We start from the raw sequence: 16561 nt of genomic DNA, 5'->3' as shown, positions 1-16561 counted from the left end.
GCGCTCGCCGCCCGGCACGGCCCCGGCGGCACCAGACGGACGGGCAGGTAGACTCGCCTGCTGTGCTCATACTGCTGCCGCCGTCAGAAGGAAAGGCCGGTCAAGGCGACGGTCCGCCCTTGGACCTCGGCCGACTCTCCTCTCCCGCGCTGAACCCCATCCGCGAGCTCCTCGTCGACCGCCTGGTCGAGCTGTGCGCCGACGAGGAGGCCGCCGCGAAGGCGCTCAAGCTCCCCGCCAGCGGACGCCACTACGTCCAGGCCGGGCGCACGCTCAAGACCGCCCCGACCCTCGCCGCCTGGGAGCTGTACAACGGGGTCCTCTACGACCGGCTCGGGCTCGGGGACCTCCCCGACGGCGAGCAGGTCTTCATCGCGTCTCCGCTGTGGGGGCTCCTGCGGCCCTCCGACCGCGTGCCGCCGTACCGGATGCCGATGAGCACCCGCTTCCCCGGGCTCGACACTCTCGCGAAGCTGTGGCGCCCGGCCGTCGCCGAAGTGCTCGGCGCCCGCGACGAGCTCATCGTCGACCTGCGCTCGGGCACGTACGCCCAGGTGTGGGGGCCGAAGGACCGCGGCGTCGCCGTGCGCGTGTTCAAAGAGGACGCCGACGGCGGCCGCAGCGTCGTCACACACATGGCCAAGGCGACCCGGGGCGAGGTCGCCCGCGCGCTCCTCGCCGGCGGTGCCCGCCCCGAGTCCGCGGCGGACCTCGCGGATTTCCTCGCCGGCCAGGGGTGGAAGGTCGAGCTCAGCGAACCGGCCACGCGTTCCAAGCCCTGGCAGCTCGACATCGTGAGCGCCTGAGCGGAGTTACCCTCGCGTGTAGTAACGCGGGCCCCCGGCAACAACCCTGCCCGGGGGGACCTGAAGCCAGGCTGAAGGCGACACGACGGCCAGGGCACAGTAGTTACCCTCGCGTGTAGTACGGAGCGCCCCCGGGCAACAACCCTGCCTCGCTGAAGCTGAAGGGGAGCTGAAGCGGCTGGCGGGGAAGCCTATCGAGCAGACGGAGCGGCGGCCCGGACACGTGGTGTCCGGGCCGCCGCTTTCGTGCTTGTGGTGTCTCGCTAGTGGTTCGAGTGGTACCCGTTGGCCTTGGCGCGCTCGAACGAGCGGCGCACCTCCTCCTCGGCCTCCGCCCGTCCGGTCCAAGTCGCGCCTTCGACGCTCTTGCCGGGTTCCAAGTCCTTGTAGACCGTGAAGAAGTGCTGAATCTCCAGGCGGTCGAACTCGGGAACGTCGGCGATGTCCTTGAACCGGTCCTTGCGGGGGTCCTCGGCCGGGACGCACAGCACCTTGTCGTCCACGCCCTTCTCATCGCGCATCCGGAACATGCCGATGGCACGCGCGCGGATCACGCAACCGGGGAACGTCGGCTCCACCAGGACCAGTGCGTCCAGCGGGTCGCCGTCCTGGCCCAGCGTGTCGTCGATGAAGCCGTAGTCGGCCGGGTACACCGTCGCGGTGAACAGGGTCCGGTCCAGACGGATACGTCCGGTCTCGTGGTCGATCTCGTACTTGTTGGCGCTCCCTTTCGGGATCTCCACGGTCACGTCGAACTCCATCGGCCGACCTCCTCCAGGCTCAAATGCAGTGCTCTTGATGGCTTAGTCTCTGTGCATGTCCCTCAGCGACAACGCCGACCCCAAGGTCGCGAGTAGTACGCCACACGCAGCACCCGCCCCGAAGCCGGGCGGGGCGCGCCGTCGCCGGGCGCTCACCCGGGTCCTGGCGGCCCTCGCCATCGTGGTCACCGTAGCCGCCGCAGGGGGCCTGGTGTGGCAGATCTCGGCCGTCACCAGCCCGAGGACCGGGACGCTGACCTCCCCGGAGGCCTATCCCCCGGCCGATCCCGCGCCCGTGCTCGCCGGGTCGGACGCCGACGCGCCGGTCCCCGACCTCGCCGCGGTCCTGCCGGGACTCCTCGACGACCCGCGGCTGAGCGGAAGCCTCTCGGCGTCCTTCGCCGACGCCCTGACCGGGGAGATCCTCTTCGAACAGGAGGGCGCGACCCCGCTCGCGCCCGCGTCCTCCATGAAAGTGGTCACTGCCGTGGCCGCGTTCCAGCACCTGGGCGCCGAATACCGCATCCCGACCACGGTGGTGGAGGGCCCGACGGAGGACAGCGTCGTGCTCGTCGCCGGAGGCGACCCGACGCTGACCGTGGACGGCGAGGGCTACTACACCGACTACGCGGCGGGCGCGAGCCTCACCGAGCTCGCCGAACTCGTCCTCGAAGCGCGCGGCGGCACCGCGCCGACCACGGTCTACCTCGACACGAGCGTGTTCACCGACACCGTCGCCGCCACCGGCGTGGGCGCGAACGAACTGATCCAGTCGACCGGACCGATGGCGCCGCTCATGGTCGACGGCGGCCGCATGGACAACACCCAGAAGTACGCCGACCACTACCCCGATCCGGCGATGATCGCCGCACAGAAGTTCGCAGAGCTCCTCGGTGCGAGCACCGTCGAGGCGGGTACCGCCGCGGAAGGCGCCGCCGAGCTCGCCGTCGTGCACTCCGCGCCGATGTCCGCGCTCGTGGACTCGTTCATCCTCACCTCGGACAACCTGCTCTCCGACGCCGTCGCGCTCCAGACCGCGCTGGTCGTCGAAGGCGAGATGACCTGGGCCGCGATGTCCACCGTGCACACGTCGACGCTCGCGGACCTCGACGTCGACACGACCGGGCTCGTGTTCCACGACGGCTCCGGGCTCTCGCCGGACGACCGCATGACCGCCAGCGCGTTCACGCAGATGCTGCTCGGCGCGACCGGCACGCAGGCGTCGTCGGTGTTCGAGTCGCTGCCGGTGGCCGGGTACTCCGGCACCCTCCACGACCGCTTCGGCACCGCCGAGGCCGGCATGGGCGTGGTGCGCGGCAAGACCGGGACGCTCACCGAGCCGATCGGCGTCATCTCCTTGACCGGCACGCTGACGACGGCGGACGGCAGGCAGCTGATCTTCTCGCTCATCAGCAACGGCCACGGGACCGACAACCCGTCGGGTGAGGCGGTCGAGGCGGCGATGGACGAGATCACCACGGCCGTCTCGGAGTGCGGCTGCTAGCGGCCGGGCCTTCCTCGGGGCCTCCTCCCCACGCCGCTGGAGACACTGAGGGCCCCGGGCTTGCGCCCGGGGCCCTTTGCGGTGCTCGGGGTCAGGCGACGTTCCAGGTCTGGGTGAGGTTGAGGCAGCCGGTGGCGGGCACGGTGGCCGTCCGGTTGCCGGTCGACTCCCAGGTGTAGGACCCGGAGGAGCGGACGATCACGTACTTGTACTGGAAGGTCGTGCCGGCCGGGACGCTGATCGTGCCCTTCCAGACCGGGTAGGTCGCGCCGGACAGGTGCGCCGAGCTGATCGCGGTCCAGTTGCCGAGCTGCGGGATCGAGCCGACGATGTAGACCTCGTCGCCGACCGAGGTGCCGGAGACCGTGGCGTTCACGGTGACGCAGTCCTTCGTCCCGGTCTCGCCTCCGCCGCCGGTCTCGTTGCCGGCGTAGATCGCGAGGACGGTCTTCGCCGCGACGGTCGCGGTGAAGGTGCCGCCGGAGACGGTCACGGTGGACCCGGAGATGACGTCCACGTATGAGCCGTTGGGCAGCGAGGTGGTGAAGGTCTGGGTGATCGAGGAGGATCCGGCGTTGACGACGGCGTGGCCGGTGTCGCCGCGGCCGAAGGCGAGGGCGTCGCCAGAGCCCCAGGCGTTGACGACCGCTTCGCCGGCGGTGGCGGCGCGGAAGCCGGCCATGCCGCTCATGTACGGGGAGCGGTGGACGCAGGTGAAGGCGCCGGTGCCGCAGACGGCGTCGGCGACGGAGCCGTCGGAGTTGAGCGGCGGGGCGGCGTGGCTGTTGGCGAACTCGTAGCCGGTGTAGGAGGCGGGGGTGCCGAACGGGTAGGCGAGCATGAACGCCTCGGCGAGGAGGTAGTCCTGGCCGTACTTGTAGTTCATGGTGAGGGAGCCGCGCTCGGTGTCGTGGTTGGCGACGAAGACGCCTGCGGGCGAGGTGTAGCCCCAGCTCGTGCCCATGGTGGTGAGGTGGCGGGCTTCGGAGGAGCCGTTGATGTGGTTCTTGAGGTCGTAGGAGTAGCTGAACTCCTGGACGTCGCCGATGCCGGTGTACTCGGCCTCGGTGATGGGTTCGCCTGCGGCGCCGATGACCTCTTGGACGATGTAGGGGTCGCCGGTGGCGAGGTCCATGATGGCGTCGAGGTCGGTCGCGGAGATGTGCTTGGCGGCGTCGACGCGGAAGCCCGCGACGCCGATGCTGGTGAGGTCGTTGAGGTAGGCGGCGATGGTCTCGCGGACGTCGGCCTGGGAGGTGTCGAGGTCGTTGAGGCCGACGAGGTGGCAGTTCTGGACTTCGTTCCGGTCCTGGTAGTTGTCGATCTCGCAGTAGGCGCTGCCGGTGTTGTGGAAGTCGGAGGCGTCGTATCCGGCGTCGGGGTAGTAGAACTGCCGGTATTCGCTGCCGTTCCAGCCGTAGCGGGTCTCGGTGGAGGAGCCCGCGGCCATGTGGTTGATGACGACGTCGGCGATGACGCCGATGCCGTTGGCCTCGCAGGCGGCGACCATGTTCGCGTATTCGGCGCGGGTGCCGAGGCGGGACTCGAGCTCGTAGGAGACGGGCTGGTAGTGGATGTACCAGGCGTTCTCTTCGCCGGGGGTGGCGTCTTCGCCGAGGATGTGCTCGTTCGGCGGGGAGGTCTGGACGTAGGTGTAGCCGGAGTCGGCGAGGGGTCCCGCACATTCGGCGGCGATGGAGTTCCAGTTCCACTCGAACATGTTGAGGATCGAGTCGCCGCCGGCGAGGGCCGCGGCGGGGGCGGCGTCGAGGGGTTCGGGGTCGTCCTGGGCCTGTGCGGCGGGGAGGGCCGCGGCGGCGATGAGGGCCGCGAGGGCGGCGCCGCCGATGGCGGGCAGCGCGCGGCGGCGGAGGTGGTGAGGCATCGTTGCTCCCTTTGCAATTCCTGCCCGCAAGACTGCAAGATGTTGCGGACTTGAGAAGAACCTAGCATCGATGGTCCGGTAATTTCAAGATGTTCGATATTTGAATCGATGCGGTGACGTTCCGTGACTCGCCGTGCGGGCGAACCGCCGCAAACCGATCCCGGCCCGAACGCGGCGCGAACGGGGCCCGGCAACGCGGCAAACGGCCGGACGCACCGGAAACCCCCAGGTCCGGAACGCGCCGGTTCGCGCCCACTTGCGCGGGAGAGTGGCGCGGCAAGTGCGCTATGGATAGGCTTGGCCGATGGCGCCGCCCGCAGGAAACCCGATGCTGCCGTCCGTCGACTGGCAGACCGCCGCCTCCTGCTCACGGGCGTTCAGCCGCGGCGGCCCGCGCATGAGCCCCGAAGGCGCCCTCGACGTCGTCGCCGACCTCCACCGCCACGCCCGCAGAGCGGTCGACCTGGTCACCGAGTACACCGGGCTCGTCCCCGCCACCGAGGTGTCCGTCGACGTCGTCGACCGCATCCGCTGGAGCCGGGTCAACATCGCCGGATTCCGGCGGCTCCTCATCGAACTCGGCGCCGACGACCCCGGACCGGACGCCCCCGTCTCCGCCGCCGCGAAGCTCACCGGCGTCCAGACCGGCGCCGTCCTCGCGTTCCTCTCCTCCCGCGTGCTCGGCCAGTTCGAGACCTTCTCCTCCGACACCGGACGCCTGCTCTTCGTCGCCCCCAACATCGTCGAAGTCGAACGCCGCCTGCGCCTGCCCTCGCGCGAATTCCGCCTCTGGATCGCCGTCCACGAAGCCGCCCACCTCACCCAGTTCACCGCCGTCCCCTGGATGCGCGACCACTTCCACCACCTCATCCACGCGTTCTTCGACGCCGCCGAACCCGACCGCTCCACCGCCTCCGGCCTCGCCCGCGCCGTGCGCCGCGCCCTCGCCAGCGCCCGCGAAGAGGAGCGGGACGGCGGCCCGCACGACGAGATCCCCGGCACCGACGTCATGTCCGCCGTCACCAGTCCCGAACAGCGCGAAGCGATCTCGCAGATCCAGGCGCTCATGACCCTCCTGGAGGGCCACGCCGAGTCCGTCATGGACGGCGTCGGCCGCACCTCCATCAACCACGTCGCGCTCCTGCGCCGCCGCTTCGACCGCCGCCGCGCCAACCCGACCACGCTGCAGCGGTTCCTGCGCCAGCTCCTCGGCCTCGACGCGAAGATGCGCCAGTACGCCGCCGGACGCCGCTTCGTCGACCAGGTCGTCGCCGAACACGGCGTCACCGGGTTCAACCGCGTCTGGGAACGCCCCGAGCACCTGCCCACCGAAGCCGAGATCGACCACCCGGAACGGTGGATCGCCCGCGTCCTGCGCGGCCAGGGCGCCGCGCCGCTCGCCGCCGGGCGCGGCTGACCGATGGCGAAACTGCCGCCTCCGGTGGCGCGGCTGCGCGCCGCCGTCCGCGGCGCGCTCGCGGACCTGCCAGCTGATTCGCTGGTGCTGGTCGCGTGCTCGGGCGGGCCCGACTCGCTCGCGCTGGCCGACACGCTCGCGTTCTGCGCCCCGCGGATGGGGCTGCGGGCCGGGCTCGTCACCGTCGACCACGGGCTGCAGGACGGATCGGACGAACGCGCGGCCGAGGTCGCCGCTTGGGCCGGCACCGTGGGGCTCGACCCGGTCGAGGCGGTCGCGGTCGAGGTCGGCGTCGCGGGCGGGCCCGAAGGGGCCGCCCGGACGGCCCGGTACGCGGCGCTCGACGCGGCCGGACGGCGGCACGGCGCCGGCGCGATCCTGTTGGGGCACACCAGGGACGACCAGGCCGAGACGGTGCTGCTCGCGCTCGCGCGCGGCGGCGGGCCGCGCGGTGTCGCGGGGATGCGGGCCGTGCGGGGCCGCTACCGGCGGCCGCTGCTCGGGATCTCGCGGGCCGACACGCACGCGGTCTGCGCCGAGCGCGGGCTGAAGCCCTGGAACGATCCGCACAACACCGATCCGAGGTACCTGCGGTCGGCGCTGCGCCCGGCGATGGACGTGCTCGTCGCGACCCTCGGTGCCGACTTGGTGGCGAACCTCGCGCAGACGGCGGCGCTGGTCGGCGCCGATACTGATTATCTCGACGGCGTGGCGCGGGAGGCCTTGGAGGCGTGCCGGGCCGGGGGCGACGCGGGCGCTGGTGTCGCGGACGGCGCGGTCGCGGGCGGACTGGACGCGAAGCGGGTCGCGGCACTGGCCGGGCCGGTGCGGCAGCGGGTGCTGCGGGCGTGGGTCTTGGAGGCGGAGGTCGACGGGGCCGAGCTGAACCACCGGCACCTCGACGCGGTCGACGCGCTCGCGGCGGACTGGCGCGGCCAGGGCCCGACCTTTCTTCCAGGGGGCATCGAGGTCCGGCGGAGCGGCGGGAAGCTGACGGCCGTGGCGGCGACCGGCGAGCCGGGGTCGCAAGGGCCGCGGCTGGCGCGCGCGGATCGACCGGAGCCGGGGCAGCACTGAGCCTCAGGCGCCCGCGTTCTCGGCGCCCCCGGTCAAAACCCTGACACAGCGGTACGACATCGCGGTGTCGAACACACCGCGATTTCCATTCGCATTAGCGGGCGGGTCGCGGGCATCACGGAGCTTCGGGCGCCCGCGTTCTCGGCGCCCCTCGTCAAAACCCTGACATCCGGGTACGACAATCCGAGCCCGGGAGCGACCGGGTTCCGCTTGTAGCGAAATAAAAGGAGAGAACGGTCGACGGCAGCTCGGGAGGAGCGCGAACGGGCGGCGAGTCCCGCTGGGAATGAGGACGGCCCGCGCAGCAGCGCGGGCCGTCGGGGACGAGGTTGCGGGGCGGGGCCCCGGGGCGGCTACTTCTGGTAGACCGCCGGGTTGAGGACGCCGATGAACGGCAGCTCCCGGTAGCGCTCGGCATAGTCGAGGCCGTAGCCGACCACGAACTCGTTCGGGATGTCGAAGCCCAGGTACTTCACCGGGATGTCCACCCGCTGCACGCCCGGCTTGCGCAGCATCGAGACGACCGACACCGACGCGGGCTGCAGGCCCTCCAGGTACTTCAGCAGCCAGTCCAGGGTGAGCCCCGAGTCGATGATGTCCTCGACCACGAGGATGTGCTTCCCGGTGACATCGGAGTCGATGTCCTTGAGGATCCGCACGGTCCCCGACGAGGTCGTGGAGCTCCCGTACGAGGACAGCGCCATGAACTCCATCTTCACCGGCACGCTCAGGGCCCGCGCGAAGTCGGCCATGAACATGACCGCCCCCTTGAACACGCCCACGAGCAGCAGCTCGTCGCCGTCCGCGAGCACGCCGTCGGCGTAGTCGGCCGAGACGAGGGCGCCGAGCTCGGCGACCTTCGCTCGGATCTCGTCTTCGGTGATGATGGTGCGCTCGATCTCCTCGGCGTACCACGAATCAGGATCGAACACCGCGTCCCGCGCCGCAGCGGACGGGACGGAAGGTGGGCTGGCAAGCTCCGACGTCATGTAACAAGGGTGCCACCCGATCGCCCGCGACGCTGGCTTGGGTGGGCGAACTCAACCCGCCCGTGGTACTAATTACGGTCTATCAGCGGGCGGGGTAAGGGCGGTATCCGTCGCGAAGGGCCAGGTGTCCTGACGCTGCGAATCGTCGAACCTCCGCACCGTGTACGTTCGAGTTGTCTTCTCCCTGCAGCTCAGGAAACCCTGTGGGGCCGCGGTGAAGCGTGCGATCCGCGGAAGAGACAGCAACGCTCTCGAGAACGCGAATGACGCAGGAGGAAACGAGTGGCCGACGCCGGGAGACCCACACCTGAGCGGAAGCGGTTCTTCCGCAGGCCGCTCGTCTGGATCGTGCTCATCGCCCTCATCGCGGTCCTGATCGGCAGCTTCTGGTCCGGCGGCTCCGACTACGAGGAGGCCACGACCTCCGAAGTCCTCAAGGACATCAACGACGGGAACGTCAAGGAGGCCAACCTCCTCGACAAGGAGCAGCTGGTCCAGCTCACCAAGAGCGACGGCAGCCAGGTCGAGGCCTACCTCCCCGCGGGGATGATGGAGACCGTCGCCACCGAGCTGGAGACCGCGGGCGTCAAGTTCGACACCGAGGTCAACGAGACCTCCGTGTTCGTGTCGTTCCTGCTCAGCCTCCTCCCGATCGTGCTCATCGTCCTCCTGCTGCTGTTCTTCATGTCGCAGATGCAGGGCGGCGGCTCGCGGGTCCTCAACTTCGGCAAGTCCAAGGCGAAGATGGTGTCCAAGGACACCCCGAAGACCACGTTCGACGACGTGGCCGGCGCCGACGAGGCCGTCGAGGAGCTCCGCGAGATCAAGGACTTCCTCGAGGACCCGAAGAAGTACCAGGAGCTGGGCGCGAAGATCCCCAAGGGCGTCCTCCTGTTCGGCCCTCCCGGCACCGGCAAGACCCTCCTCGCGCGCGCCGTCGCCGGCGAGGCCGGGGTCCCGTTCTACTCGATCTCCGGCTCCGACTTCGTCGAGATGTTCGTCGGCGTCGGCGCCAGCCGCGTCCGCGACCTGTTCACCCAGGCCAAGGAGAACGCGCCCGCGATCGTGTTCGTCGACGAGATCGACGCCGTCGGCCGCCACCGCGGCGCCGGCATGGGCGGCGGCCACGACGAGCGCGAGCAGACGCTCAACCAGCTGCTCGTCGAGATGGACGGCTTCGACACGAAGGGCGGCGTCATCCTCATCGCCGCGACGAACCGCCCCGACATCCTCGACCCGGCCCTGCTGCGGCCCGGCCGCTTCGACCGCCAGATCCCCGTCGACGCCCCCGACAAGGAAGGGCGCCAGGCGATCCTGTCGGTCCACGCGAAGGGCAAGCCGTTCGTCCCGAACGTCGAGTTCGAGACCATCGCGCGCCGCACGCCGGGCTTCTCCGGCGCCGACCTCGAGAACGTCATCAACGAGGCCGCGCTCCTGACCGCCCGCCACAACGAGAAGGCGATCTCCCTCGAGTCCCTCGAAGAGGCCATCGACCGCGTCATCGCCGGACCCGAGCGCAAGGGCCGCGTCATGGGCGACGCCGAGAAGAAGATGACCGCCTACCACGAGGCCGGTCACGCGCTCGTCGCCCACGCGCTGCCGCACGCCGCGCCCGTCCACAAGCTCACGATCCTGCCGCGCGGCCGGTCGCTGGGCCACACGCTCGTGCTGCCCACCGAGGACAAGTACACGCAGACGCGCTCGGAGATGATCGACACGCTCGCGTACGCGCTCGGCGGCCGCGCCGCCGAGGAGCTCGTCTACCACGACCCGACCACGGGCGCGTCGAACGACATCGAGAAGGCCACCAAGGTCGCCCGCGCGATGGTCACCGAGTACGGCATGTCCGCCAAGCTCGGCGCCATCAAGTACGGCTCCAGCGGCTCCGAGCCGTTCCTCGGCCGCGAGTACGGGCACCAGAAGGACTACTCCGACGACGTCGCCGCCACCGTCGACTCCGAGATCCGGGCGCTCATCGAGATCGCCCACGACGAGGCGTACGCGATCGTCACCGAGTACCGCGACGTCCTCGACCAGATGGTCGTCGAGCTCCTCGAGAAGGAGACGCTGAACCAGGAGGACCTGGAGCGGATCGCGACCCGCGTGGTCAAGCGCCCGCCCATGTCCCCGTTCAACGGCACCGCGTCCCGCAAGCTCGGCGAACCGCCCGTCTCGACCCCGAACGGCTCCAAGCCCGCCGAGGGCCCGGACGAGGGCATCGAGGTCGGCCCCTCCACCGAGGGCCAGTCGCCGCAGGCGTAAACGGAGTGAAACATTTCACGGGCCTTCTGACCTGGTCAGAAGGCCCGTTTCCGTGTCCACTGGGTGGTGAACGCCACTGGGGTTGTCGGCGGAAAGCCGTAAGCTTGTGCGATGGCTGAACTCGACAACCTCGCCGCCCGCCTCATCGACGGCCGCATCAACGGCAGCCCCGTCGAAGACGCGGTGGACCTGGAGCGCATCGAAGCCGCCGTCAGAGAGATCCTGACCGCGGTCGGCGAAGACCCCGACCGCCCCGGCCTCCAGGAGACCCCGCGCCGCGTCGCCCGCGCCTACGCCGAACTGTTCGCCGGGCTGCGCGTCGACCCCGCCGAAGTCCTCAAGACCTCCTTCGACGAGAACCACAACGAGCTCGTGCTCGTCCGCGACATCGACGTGCAGTCCTTCTGCGAGCACCACCTGCTGCCGTTCACCGGCGTCGCCCACGTCGGCTACATCCCCGGCCCGGCCGGGAAGATCGTCGGCCTCTCCAAGCTCGCGCGCCTGGTCGAGGTGTACGCGCGCCGCCCGCAGGTGCAGGAGCGGTTCACGAGCCAGATCGCCGACCAGCTGTACGCGTCGCTCGAGGCGAGCGGCGTCATCGTCGTCGTCGAATGCGAGCACACCTGCATGTCCATGCGCGGCATCAGGAAGCAGGGCTCCAAGACCATCACGTCCGCCGTGCGCGGCCTCATGCAGCACGACGCGCGCACCCGCTCCGAGGCGATGGCCCTCCTGCGCGGCACCGTCGCCTGAGCGCCGTCGCCCGGACCCCTCCACACGAACGCCGTCGCCCGAACGCCGTCGCCCGAACGCCGCCGCGCCGACGGCGGCGTCACGCTAACGCGGGCGCTTGAACCACGTCGCCCGGACCGTTCCCGGGCAAGCGAAGAGGCCGGATGCTCGGTGCATCCGGCCTTCGCTATGAGGCGAGCGTGCCTAGGGGTGTCCAGGCATCGGAACGCTGGGTTGTTAGATGACCTGGCCGGTCTGCGACTGGAACGAGTCGCCCTCCGGCACGGCCTCGGTGTAGGCGGTGTCGAGGAAGCCGTCCTCGTCGGTGTCGGCGAGCACGGTGTCGGCGGTGCCGTCCGCGTTCGAGTCGACCGAGATCTCGTCGACGAGGCCGTCGGCGTTGTAGTCGGTGGCCACGGTGTCGGCGTAGCCGTCGCCGTTCGAGTCGGTGGCGACCGAGTCGACGTAGCCGTCCGCGTTCGAGTCGACCGAGACCTGGTCGGTGATGCCGTCGCCGTCGGTGTCGGACTCGTAGGTGTCGAGCATGCCGTCGCCGTCGGTGTCGGCGGCGTAGGACTCGACGGAGCCGTCGCCGTCCGCGTCGACCATCAGGTCGTCGGAGATGCCGTCGCCGTCGTAGTCGGTCGCGATGGCCTCGGCGTCGCCGTCGCCATCGGAGTCGATCAGGGTGACGCCGTCGGAGGAGATGGTGGAGTCCGCGTAGCCGTCGCCGTCCACGTCGAAGGACTCGGTGACCGTGGAGACGGAGGTGTCCTCGTAGGTGTCCTCGTAGGTGTCGTCCGCGGCGTAGTCCTCGGTGACGACCTCTTCCTCGGCGGTGTAGTCCTCGGCGGTGACGTCTTCTTCGACCGCGGTTTCGTCGTACTCGCTCATAGCATTCATCCTTAGTTGAGAAGTGTTCCGTGCTTGATGAGTAGAACTTTACGGCTGCCGCGAGGGCCGTGAATCCCCAGAGTGTGCCAACCCCCTATGCTTTCTTCCGGTCACCCTGGTACCCGCCCGTCACACGATGTCTGGAGTTCCCTTTGGGCCTGTCCAGCAACGCATTCGACTCCCCCGAGCCGCCTCCGGCCCTGGTCCCGGTGCCCGCTTCCAGGGCGTTCGACCTGCACTCCTCGCGGGTGGTCGCGGGCGCGGCGGGCGGGGGCTGGCAGTTCGACCTGCGCGCCGACGACCCGTTGACGCGGGACGGGATGCTGCTGGTGCCCTTGATATCCGAGGCCGACTACTACCGGGCGGTGGACGGCGACGGGGACGCGTACGCGAGCCTCGTGCCCGCCGAGGACGTGTACGTCCAGCAGCCCGAGCCCGGCACCGGCTCGCCGCGGCCGGGGTACCTGATCGAGCGGCTCTCCGACCCCGACTCGCCCCCGATCCGGCGGCCCTACCCGGCGTCGGACGTGCCGGGACTGATCGGGCGGCGCGTCTGGTACTGGACCGACGGGGCGTTCCGGGACGACTTCCGCTGCGTCTCAGAGGCTTTCGAGCTCGACGGGGACTTCTGCGTGCGGGTCGTCGAGGAGCGGGCCTGGTACCGGTGGCAGCGGACGGGCACGATCCCGAAGGCGCGGGACGCGTTCATCCACCACCTGTGGACCCAGTGAGAGATGCGGCCGCCCGTGCCCCCGGGGTCGGGTGTGTCGGCCTCGAGCGCCCCCGAACATAAAGGGTCGCATCCGGGTACGACAGTGCCGCTTGGTTAGCTCTGCCAGAGCCTCGTCATCATCGCCTCGACCGCGATGCGGGGGCGGACGTTGGCTTCGATCGCTTTGCGGCACTCCAGGATCGCGTCGATGCGGCGCAGGAGCGATTCGGCGCTGAGTTTCGCGGCGGCGGCGCGGGTCGTGTCGGCCATGTCGATGTGGATCGGGTCGACGCGGGCACCGAAGCCGGCTGCGAGGGCGTCTCGGTAGAACGCCGCGAGGTCGACCAGGGCCCGGTCGAGGGAGTCGCGCTGGGCCCGCGTGTCGCGGGTCTTCTGGCGCTTCTCCAGCTCCTTCAGGGCGGCCGCGGAGCCGCGGGCGGCCTTCGACGCGCCTTTGCCGGTGCCGCCCTTGCCGAGCGCGGTCTCCAGCGCTTCCTTCTCGGCCGCGGACTGGTCGGTGTACACGCCCGAGGCCTCGGCCTCGGCCGCCTCGATCAGTTCGACGGCGGCGGTGAAGCACGCGCCGAGGCCGGTGAGGCGGCGCGGGATCTGGAGGACGTCGTGCCGTTTCGCGCGGGCTTCGGCGTCGGTGGCGAGCCGCCGGGCCCGGCCCACGTGCCCTTGGGCTGCAGCGGCGTACAGCTCCGCTTCGCGCCGGTCGAGGCCGTCGCGGCTGACCAGCAGGTCCGCGATCGCGTCGGCGGGCGGCTGGCGCAGACCGAGGACGCGGCAGCGGGACCGGATGGTCACCGAGATCTCCGCCGGGTTCGTCGACGGCGCGCACAGCAGGAACACGGTCCGCTCCGGCGGTTCCTCGACGGCTTTCAGCAGCGCGTTCGCGGCCGCCTCGGTGAGGCGGTCGGCGTCCTCGATGACGAGGATCTGCCAGCGCCCCGACGTGGGCGCGCGGCTGGCCTCGAGGATGAGGCGGCGGACCTGGTCGACGCCGAGGGTCAGGCCCTCGGGGATGACGCGGGTGACGTCGGGGTGGGTGCCGCCGAGGACGGTGCGGCAGGTGTGGCAGTCCCCGCAGCCGCCCTGGTCGCATTGGAGTGCGGCGGCGAAGGCGACGGCGGCGGTGGAGCGGCCGGACCCGGGGGGGCCGGTGAAGAGCCACGCGTGGGTCATGCCGGTGCCGCGGGCGGCTTCGGCGAGGATCCGCTGGGCCTCGTCCTGCCCGACGAGCTCCCGGAACACTCCGGCGACGGCGGCGGTCACGGTCGACCCGCCTCTTCGGTGCCGGCGTTCCGGCCGTGGTCATCGGCGGTCACGGGCGGCCGGCCTCTTCGGTGACGGTGTCCCAGCCGTAGTCCTTGGTCGATTCGACGGCGGGGCCGTCGGCTTCGGGGGCGCCGCCGGTCCGGTCGGTGTCGAGGCCGGGCCAGCCGGTCTCGGTGCGGGCGGTCTGGGTGCGGATGTCGAGGCGTTCGGCGACGGCGTTGCGCACGGCGGCGGCGATGTCGTCGGGGGTGCCTCCGGCTTCGATGACGAGGTAGCGGCCGGGTTCGGCGGCGGCGAGCTGGAGGAAGGTCTCGCGGACCTTCTCGTGGTATTCGAGCTGCTCCTGTTCGAGGCGGTCGCCGGTGCCCCCGGCCTTGGCGCGGTGGAGGCCGTTGGCGGGGTCGACGTCGAGGAGGACGGTGAGGTCGGGCTTGAGTCCGCCGGTGGCCCAGGCGGAGACCCAGGCGATCTCGTCCTTGCCGAGGGCGCGGCCGGAGCCCTGGTAGGCGATGGAGGAGTCGATGTAGCGGTCGGAGACGACGACGGCGCCGCGTTCGAGGGCGGGTCGGATGACCTTGTCGACGTGCTGGGCGCGGTCGGCGGCGAACAGGAGCGCTTCGGCGCGGGGGGCGGGGGCGGATTCGCCGCCGGAGTCGAGGACGAGGGAGCGGATGCGCATGCCGATGTCGGTGGCGCCGGGCTCGCGGGTGAGGACCGCTTCGTAGCCGCGGAGTTTGAGCCAGGCGGCGAGCTTCACGGACTGGGTGGACTTGCCCGCGCCTTCGCCGCCTTCGAAGACGACGAAGAAGCCGGTCCCGGTGACGGGGTCGGGGGCGGAGAGGGGGCGGCCGCGCAGGGAGGACCAGAGGTCGGCGAAGACGGGGACGCCGGGCTTGTCGTCCATGGAGCGGAAGGCGGTGACGCCGAGCCAGACGACGAGGGCGCCGCCGATGAACAGGAGGATGCGGCTCATGGAGACCTCGACCTCGGTGAAGCCGAGGTCGAGCTGGCGGGCGGCCTGCCAGCCCGCGAGGGGCGCGGCGATGGTCATGGAGGCCATGAGGATGACGCGGGCGGAGACGGCGATGAACGCGAACATGCGGCCGCGGATCTCGTCCTCGGTCTCGCGCTGGAGGAGGGTGATCCCGGCGAGGAAGGCCATGCCGGCGCCGAGGCCGATGACGACGGAGCCGATGAGGGAGAACACCATGTGGGGCGCGACGGCGTCGAGGGCGAGGCCCGCTCCGGCGAGGACGATGCTCATGCCGAACCAGCGGAGGCGGGAGAGCTCGCCGATGAGCTTGGGGCCGAAGGCGATGCCGGAGCCGAGGCCGAGGAAGAGGAACACGGCGAGGGTGTAGAACGCGGCTTCGCCGGCGCCGAGGGTGGAGGCGTAGACGGTGCCGACGCCGATGAGGATGCCCGCGCCGCTGAACGCGCCGAGCATGCCGACGATGAGGCCGCGCACGCGTTCGGAGGTGCGCAGGTAGGCCCAGCCTTCGACGAAGTCGTTCCAGACGCTGGAGGTTTTGGCGGCGACCTTGCCGTAGCGGCCGGAGATCTGCGGGATGAAGAAGTAGACGGTGACGGCGAGGGTCGCGAACATCGCGGCGGTGAGGTAGAGCGCGATGACCATCGGCTCGGCCCAGGTGCCGAGGTTCGTCCAGACGTTGGAGCCGCGTTCGAGGATCGCGAGGACGGCGAACGCGAGGGGCGGGGCGATGCCGTAGGTGGTGGCGAGGCTGAGCTGGTTGGCGGCCTCGTACTTCTCGGGCGGGAGGAGGTTGGGGACGGCCGCTTCCTTGGCGGGCGACCAGATGAGGACGGCGCCTTCGATGCAGAGCTGTGCGATGGCGAGCCAGGCGACGGTGACGGCGGTGTTGTTGGTGATGAGGTAGACCGTGGGGACGGAGGCGATGAGGAGGAAGCGGGCGGTGTCGCAGGCGGCCATGGTCTTGCGGCGGTCGAACCGGTCGGCGAAGACGCCCGCGACGGGGCCGAGCACCAGGGACGGCAGCAGTCTGAGGACGATCGTGGCCGAGAACGCCGCGCCCTTGGCCGCGGGGTCGTCGAACAGGGACTGCGCGAATCCGGCGGTGGCGAAGATGGCCAGCCAGTCGCCGAAGGAGGCCAGTCCGAGGACGGTCCACAGGCGTCTGAACGGGCGGATCCGCAGCACCGTCTGGATGTCGGCAAGGGTGTTCGCCATGCTGCTCCTCGAAAGTCAGAGACCGCACCGGG

General features: G+C 70.6%; 13 protein-coding genes. 7 read left to right on the top strand and 6 right to left on the bottom strand.

Annotation, left to right across the window (positions count from 1 at the left end; translation table 11 throughout):
• The first annotated feature begins 62 nt into the window (after positions 1 to 62).
• The gene (locus ACGGCP_RS25900; protein ID WP_392971291.1) at positions 63 to 806 is read left to right on the top strand and encodes a peroxide stress protein YaaA; all 744 of its coding nucleotides are present in this window, start codon (positions 63 to 65) and stop codon (positions 804 to 806) included.
• 263 nt (positions 807 to 1069) lie between these two features.
• On the opposite strand, the gene ACGGCP_RS25895 is transcribed toward ACGGCP_RS25900, so the two are convergent.
• Positions 1070 to 1567 carry an inorganic diphosphatase gene (locus ACGGCP_RS25895; protein WP_205325795.1) on the bottom strand — a complete coding sequence of 166 codons (498 nt, stop codon included), beginning with the start codon at positions 1565 to 1567 and terminating at the stop codon, positions 1070 to 1072.
• 55 nt (positions 1568 to 1622) lie between these two features.
• On the opposite strand from ACGGCP_RS25895, the gene dacB reads away from it, so the two are divergent.
• On the top strand, positions 1623 to 3071 hold the full coding sequence (gene dacB / locus ACGGCP_RS25890) for a D-alanyl-D-alanine carboxypeptidase/D-alanyl-D-alanine-endopeptidase (RefSeq protein WP_392971287.1): 1449 nt from the start codon (positions 1623 to 1625) through the stop codon (positions 3069 to 3071).
• Positions 3072 to 3162: 91 nt separating this feature from the next.
• Here dacB and ACGGCP_RS25885 read toward each other — a convergent pair whose 3' ends face one another.
• Positions 3163 to 4956, bottom strand: a complete 1794-nt coding sequence (locus ACGGCP_RS25885) for a carbohydrate-binding module family 20 domain-containing protein (RefSeq protein ID WP_392971284.1) — start codon at positions 4954 to 4956, stop codon at positions 3163 to 3165.
• A gap of 304 nt (positions 4957 to 5260) precedes the next feature.
• On the opposite strand from ACGGCP_RS25885, the gene ACGGCP_RS25880 reads away from it, so the two are divergent.
• Positions 5261 to 6373 carry a zinc-dependent metalloprotease gene (locus tag ACGGCP_RS25880; protein ID WP_392971281.1) on the top strand — a complete coding sequence of 371 codons (1113 nt, stop codon included), beginning with the start codon at positions 5261 to 5263 and terminating at the stop codon, positions 6371 to 6373.
• Between the two features lie 3 nt (positions 6374 to 6376).
• The gene (gene tilS / locus ACGGCP_RS25875) at positions 6377 to 7450 is read left to right on the top strand and encodes a tRNA lysidine(34) synthetase TilS (RefSeq protein ID WP_392971278.1); all 1074 of its coding nucleotides are present in this window, start codon (positions 6377 to 6379) and stop codon (positions 7448 to 7450) included.
• A 353-nt stretch (positions 7451 to 7803) separates the two neighbouring features.
• Here tilS and hpt read toward each other — a convergent pair whose 3' ends face one another.
• A complete protein-coding gene (hpt, locus tag ACGGCP_RS25870; RefSeq protein ID WP_392971275.1) occupies positions 7804 to 8439 on the bottom strand; it encodes a hypoxanthine phosphoribosyltransferase in 636 nt (211 codons plus the stop codon).
• Between the two features lie 282 nt (positions 8440 to 8721).
• Between hpt and ftsH the strand changes: the two genes are divergently transcribed.
• Both ftsH and folE read left to right on the top strand, forming a co-directional pair.
• Positions 8722 to 10701 (top strand): ATP-dependent zinc metalloprotease FtsH, encoded by a 1980-nt coding sequence (ftsH, locus tag ACGGCP_RS25865; protein ID WP_392971273.1) that lies wholly within the window; start codon positions 8722 to 8724, stop codon positions 10699 to 10701.
• 111 nt (positions 10702 to 10812) lie between these two features.
• Complete coding sequence (gene folE / locus ACGGCP_RS25860) at positions 10813 to 11454, top strand: GTP cyclohydrolase I FolE (protein WP_392971271.1); 642 nt, start codon at positions 10813 to 10815, stop codon at positions 11452 to 11454.
• Between the two features lie 216 nt (positions 11455 to 11670).
• Here the strand turns inward: folE and ACGGCP_RS25855 are convergent, their stop codons facing one another.
• Positions 11671 to 12327 carry a hypothetical protein gene (locus ACGGCP_RS25855; RefSeq protein ID WP_392971269.1) on the bottom strand — a complete coding sequence of 219 codons (657 nt, stop codon included), beginning with the start codon at positions 12325 to 12327 and terminating at the stop codon, positions 11671 to 11673.
• A gap of 152 nt (positions 12328 to 12479) precedes the next feature.
• Here ACGGCP_RS25855 and ACGGCP_RS25850 point away from each other — a divergent pair, with 152 nt between their 5' ends.
• Positions 12480 to 13058: a hypothetical protein gene (locus tag ACGGCP_RS25850; RefSeq protein WP_392971267.1), complete on the top strand. Its 579-nt coding sequence runs from the start codon at positions 12480 to 12482 to the stop codon at positions 13056 to 13058.
• Between the two features lie 95 nt (positions 13059 to 13153).
• Here ACGGCP_RS25850 and ACGGCP_RS25845 read toward each other — a convergent pair whose 3' ends face one another.
• Together ACGGCP_RS25845 and tmk are read right to left on the bottom strand one after the other, a co-directional pair.
• Positions 13154 to 14317, bottom strand: coding sequence for a DNA polymerase III subunit delta' (locus tag ACGGCP_RS25845; protein ID WP_392971265.1), 1164 nt, complete (start codon positions 14315 to 14317; stop codon positions 13154 to 13156).
• A 49-nt stretch (positions 14318 to 14366) separates the two neighbouring features.
• Positions 14367 to 16529 (bottom strand): dTMP kinase, encoded by a 2163-nt coding sequence (gene tmk / locus ACGGCP_RS25840; protein ID WP_392971264.1) that lies wholly within the window; start codon positions 16527 to 16529, stop codon positions 14367 to 14369.
• Positions 16530 to 16561: the final 32 nt, after the last annotated feature.

The organism is Glycomyces sp. NPDC048151, from assembly GCF_043202775.1.
Lineage (GTDB): Bacteria > Actinomycetota > Actinomycetes > Mycobacteriales > Micromonosporaceae > Glycomyces.
The sequence above is the reverse complement of the archived record's forward strand: the minus strand, read 5'-3'. Positions and strand labels throughout refer to the sequence as shown.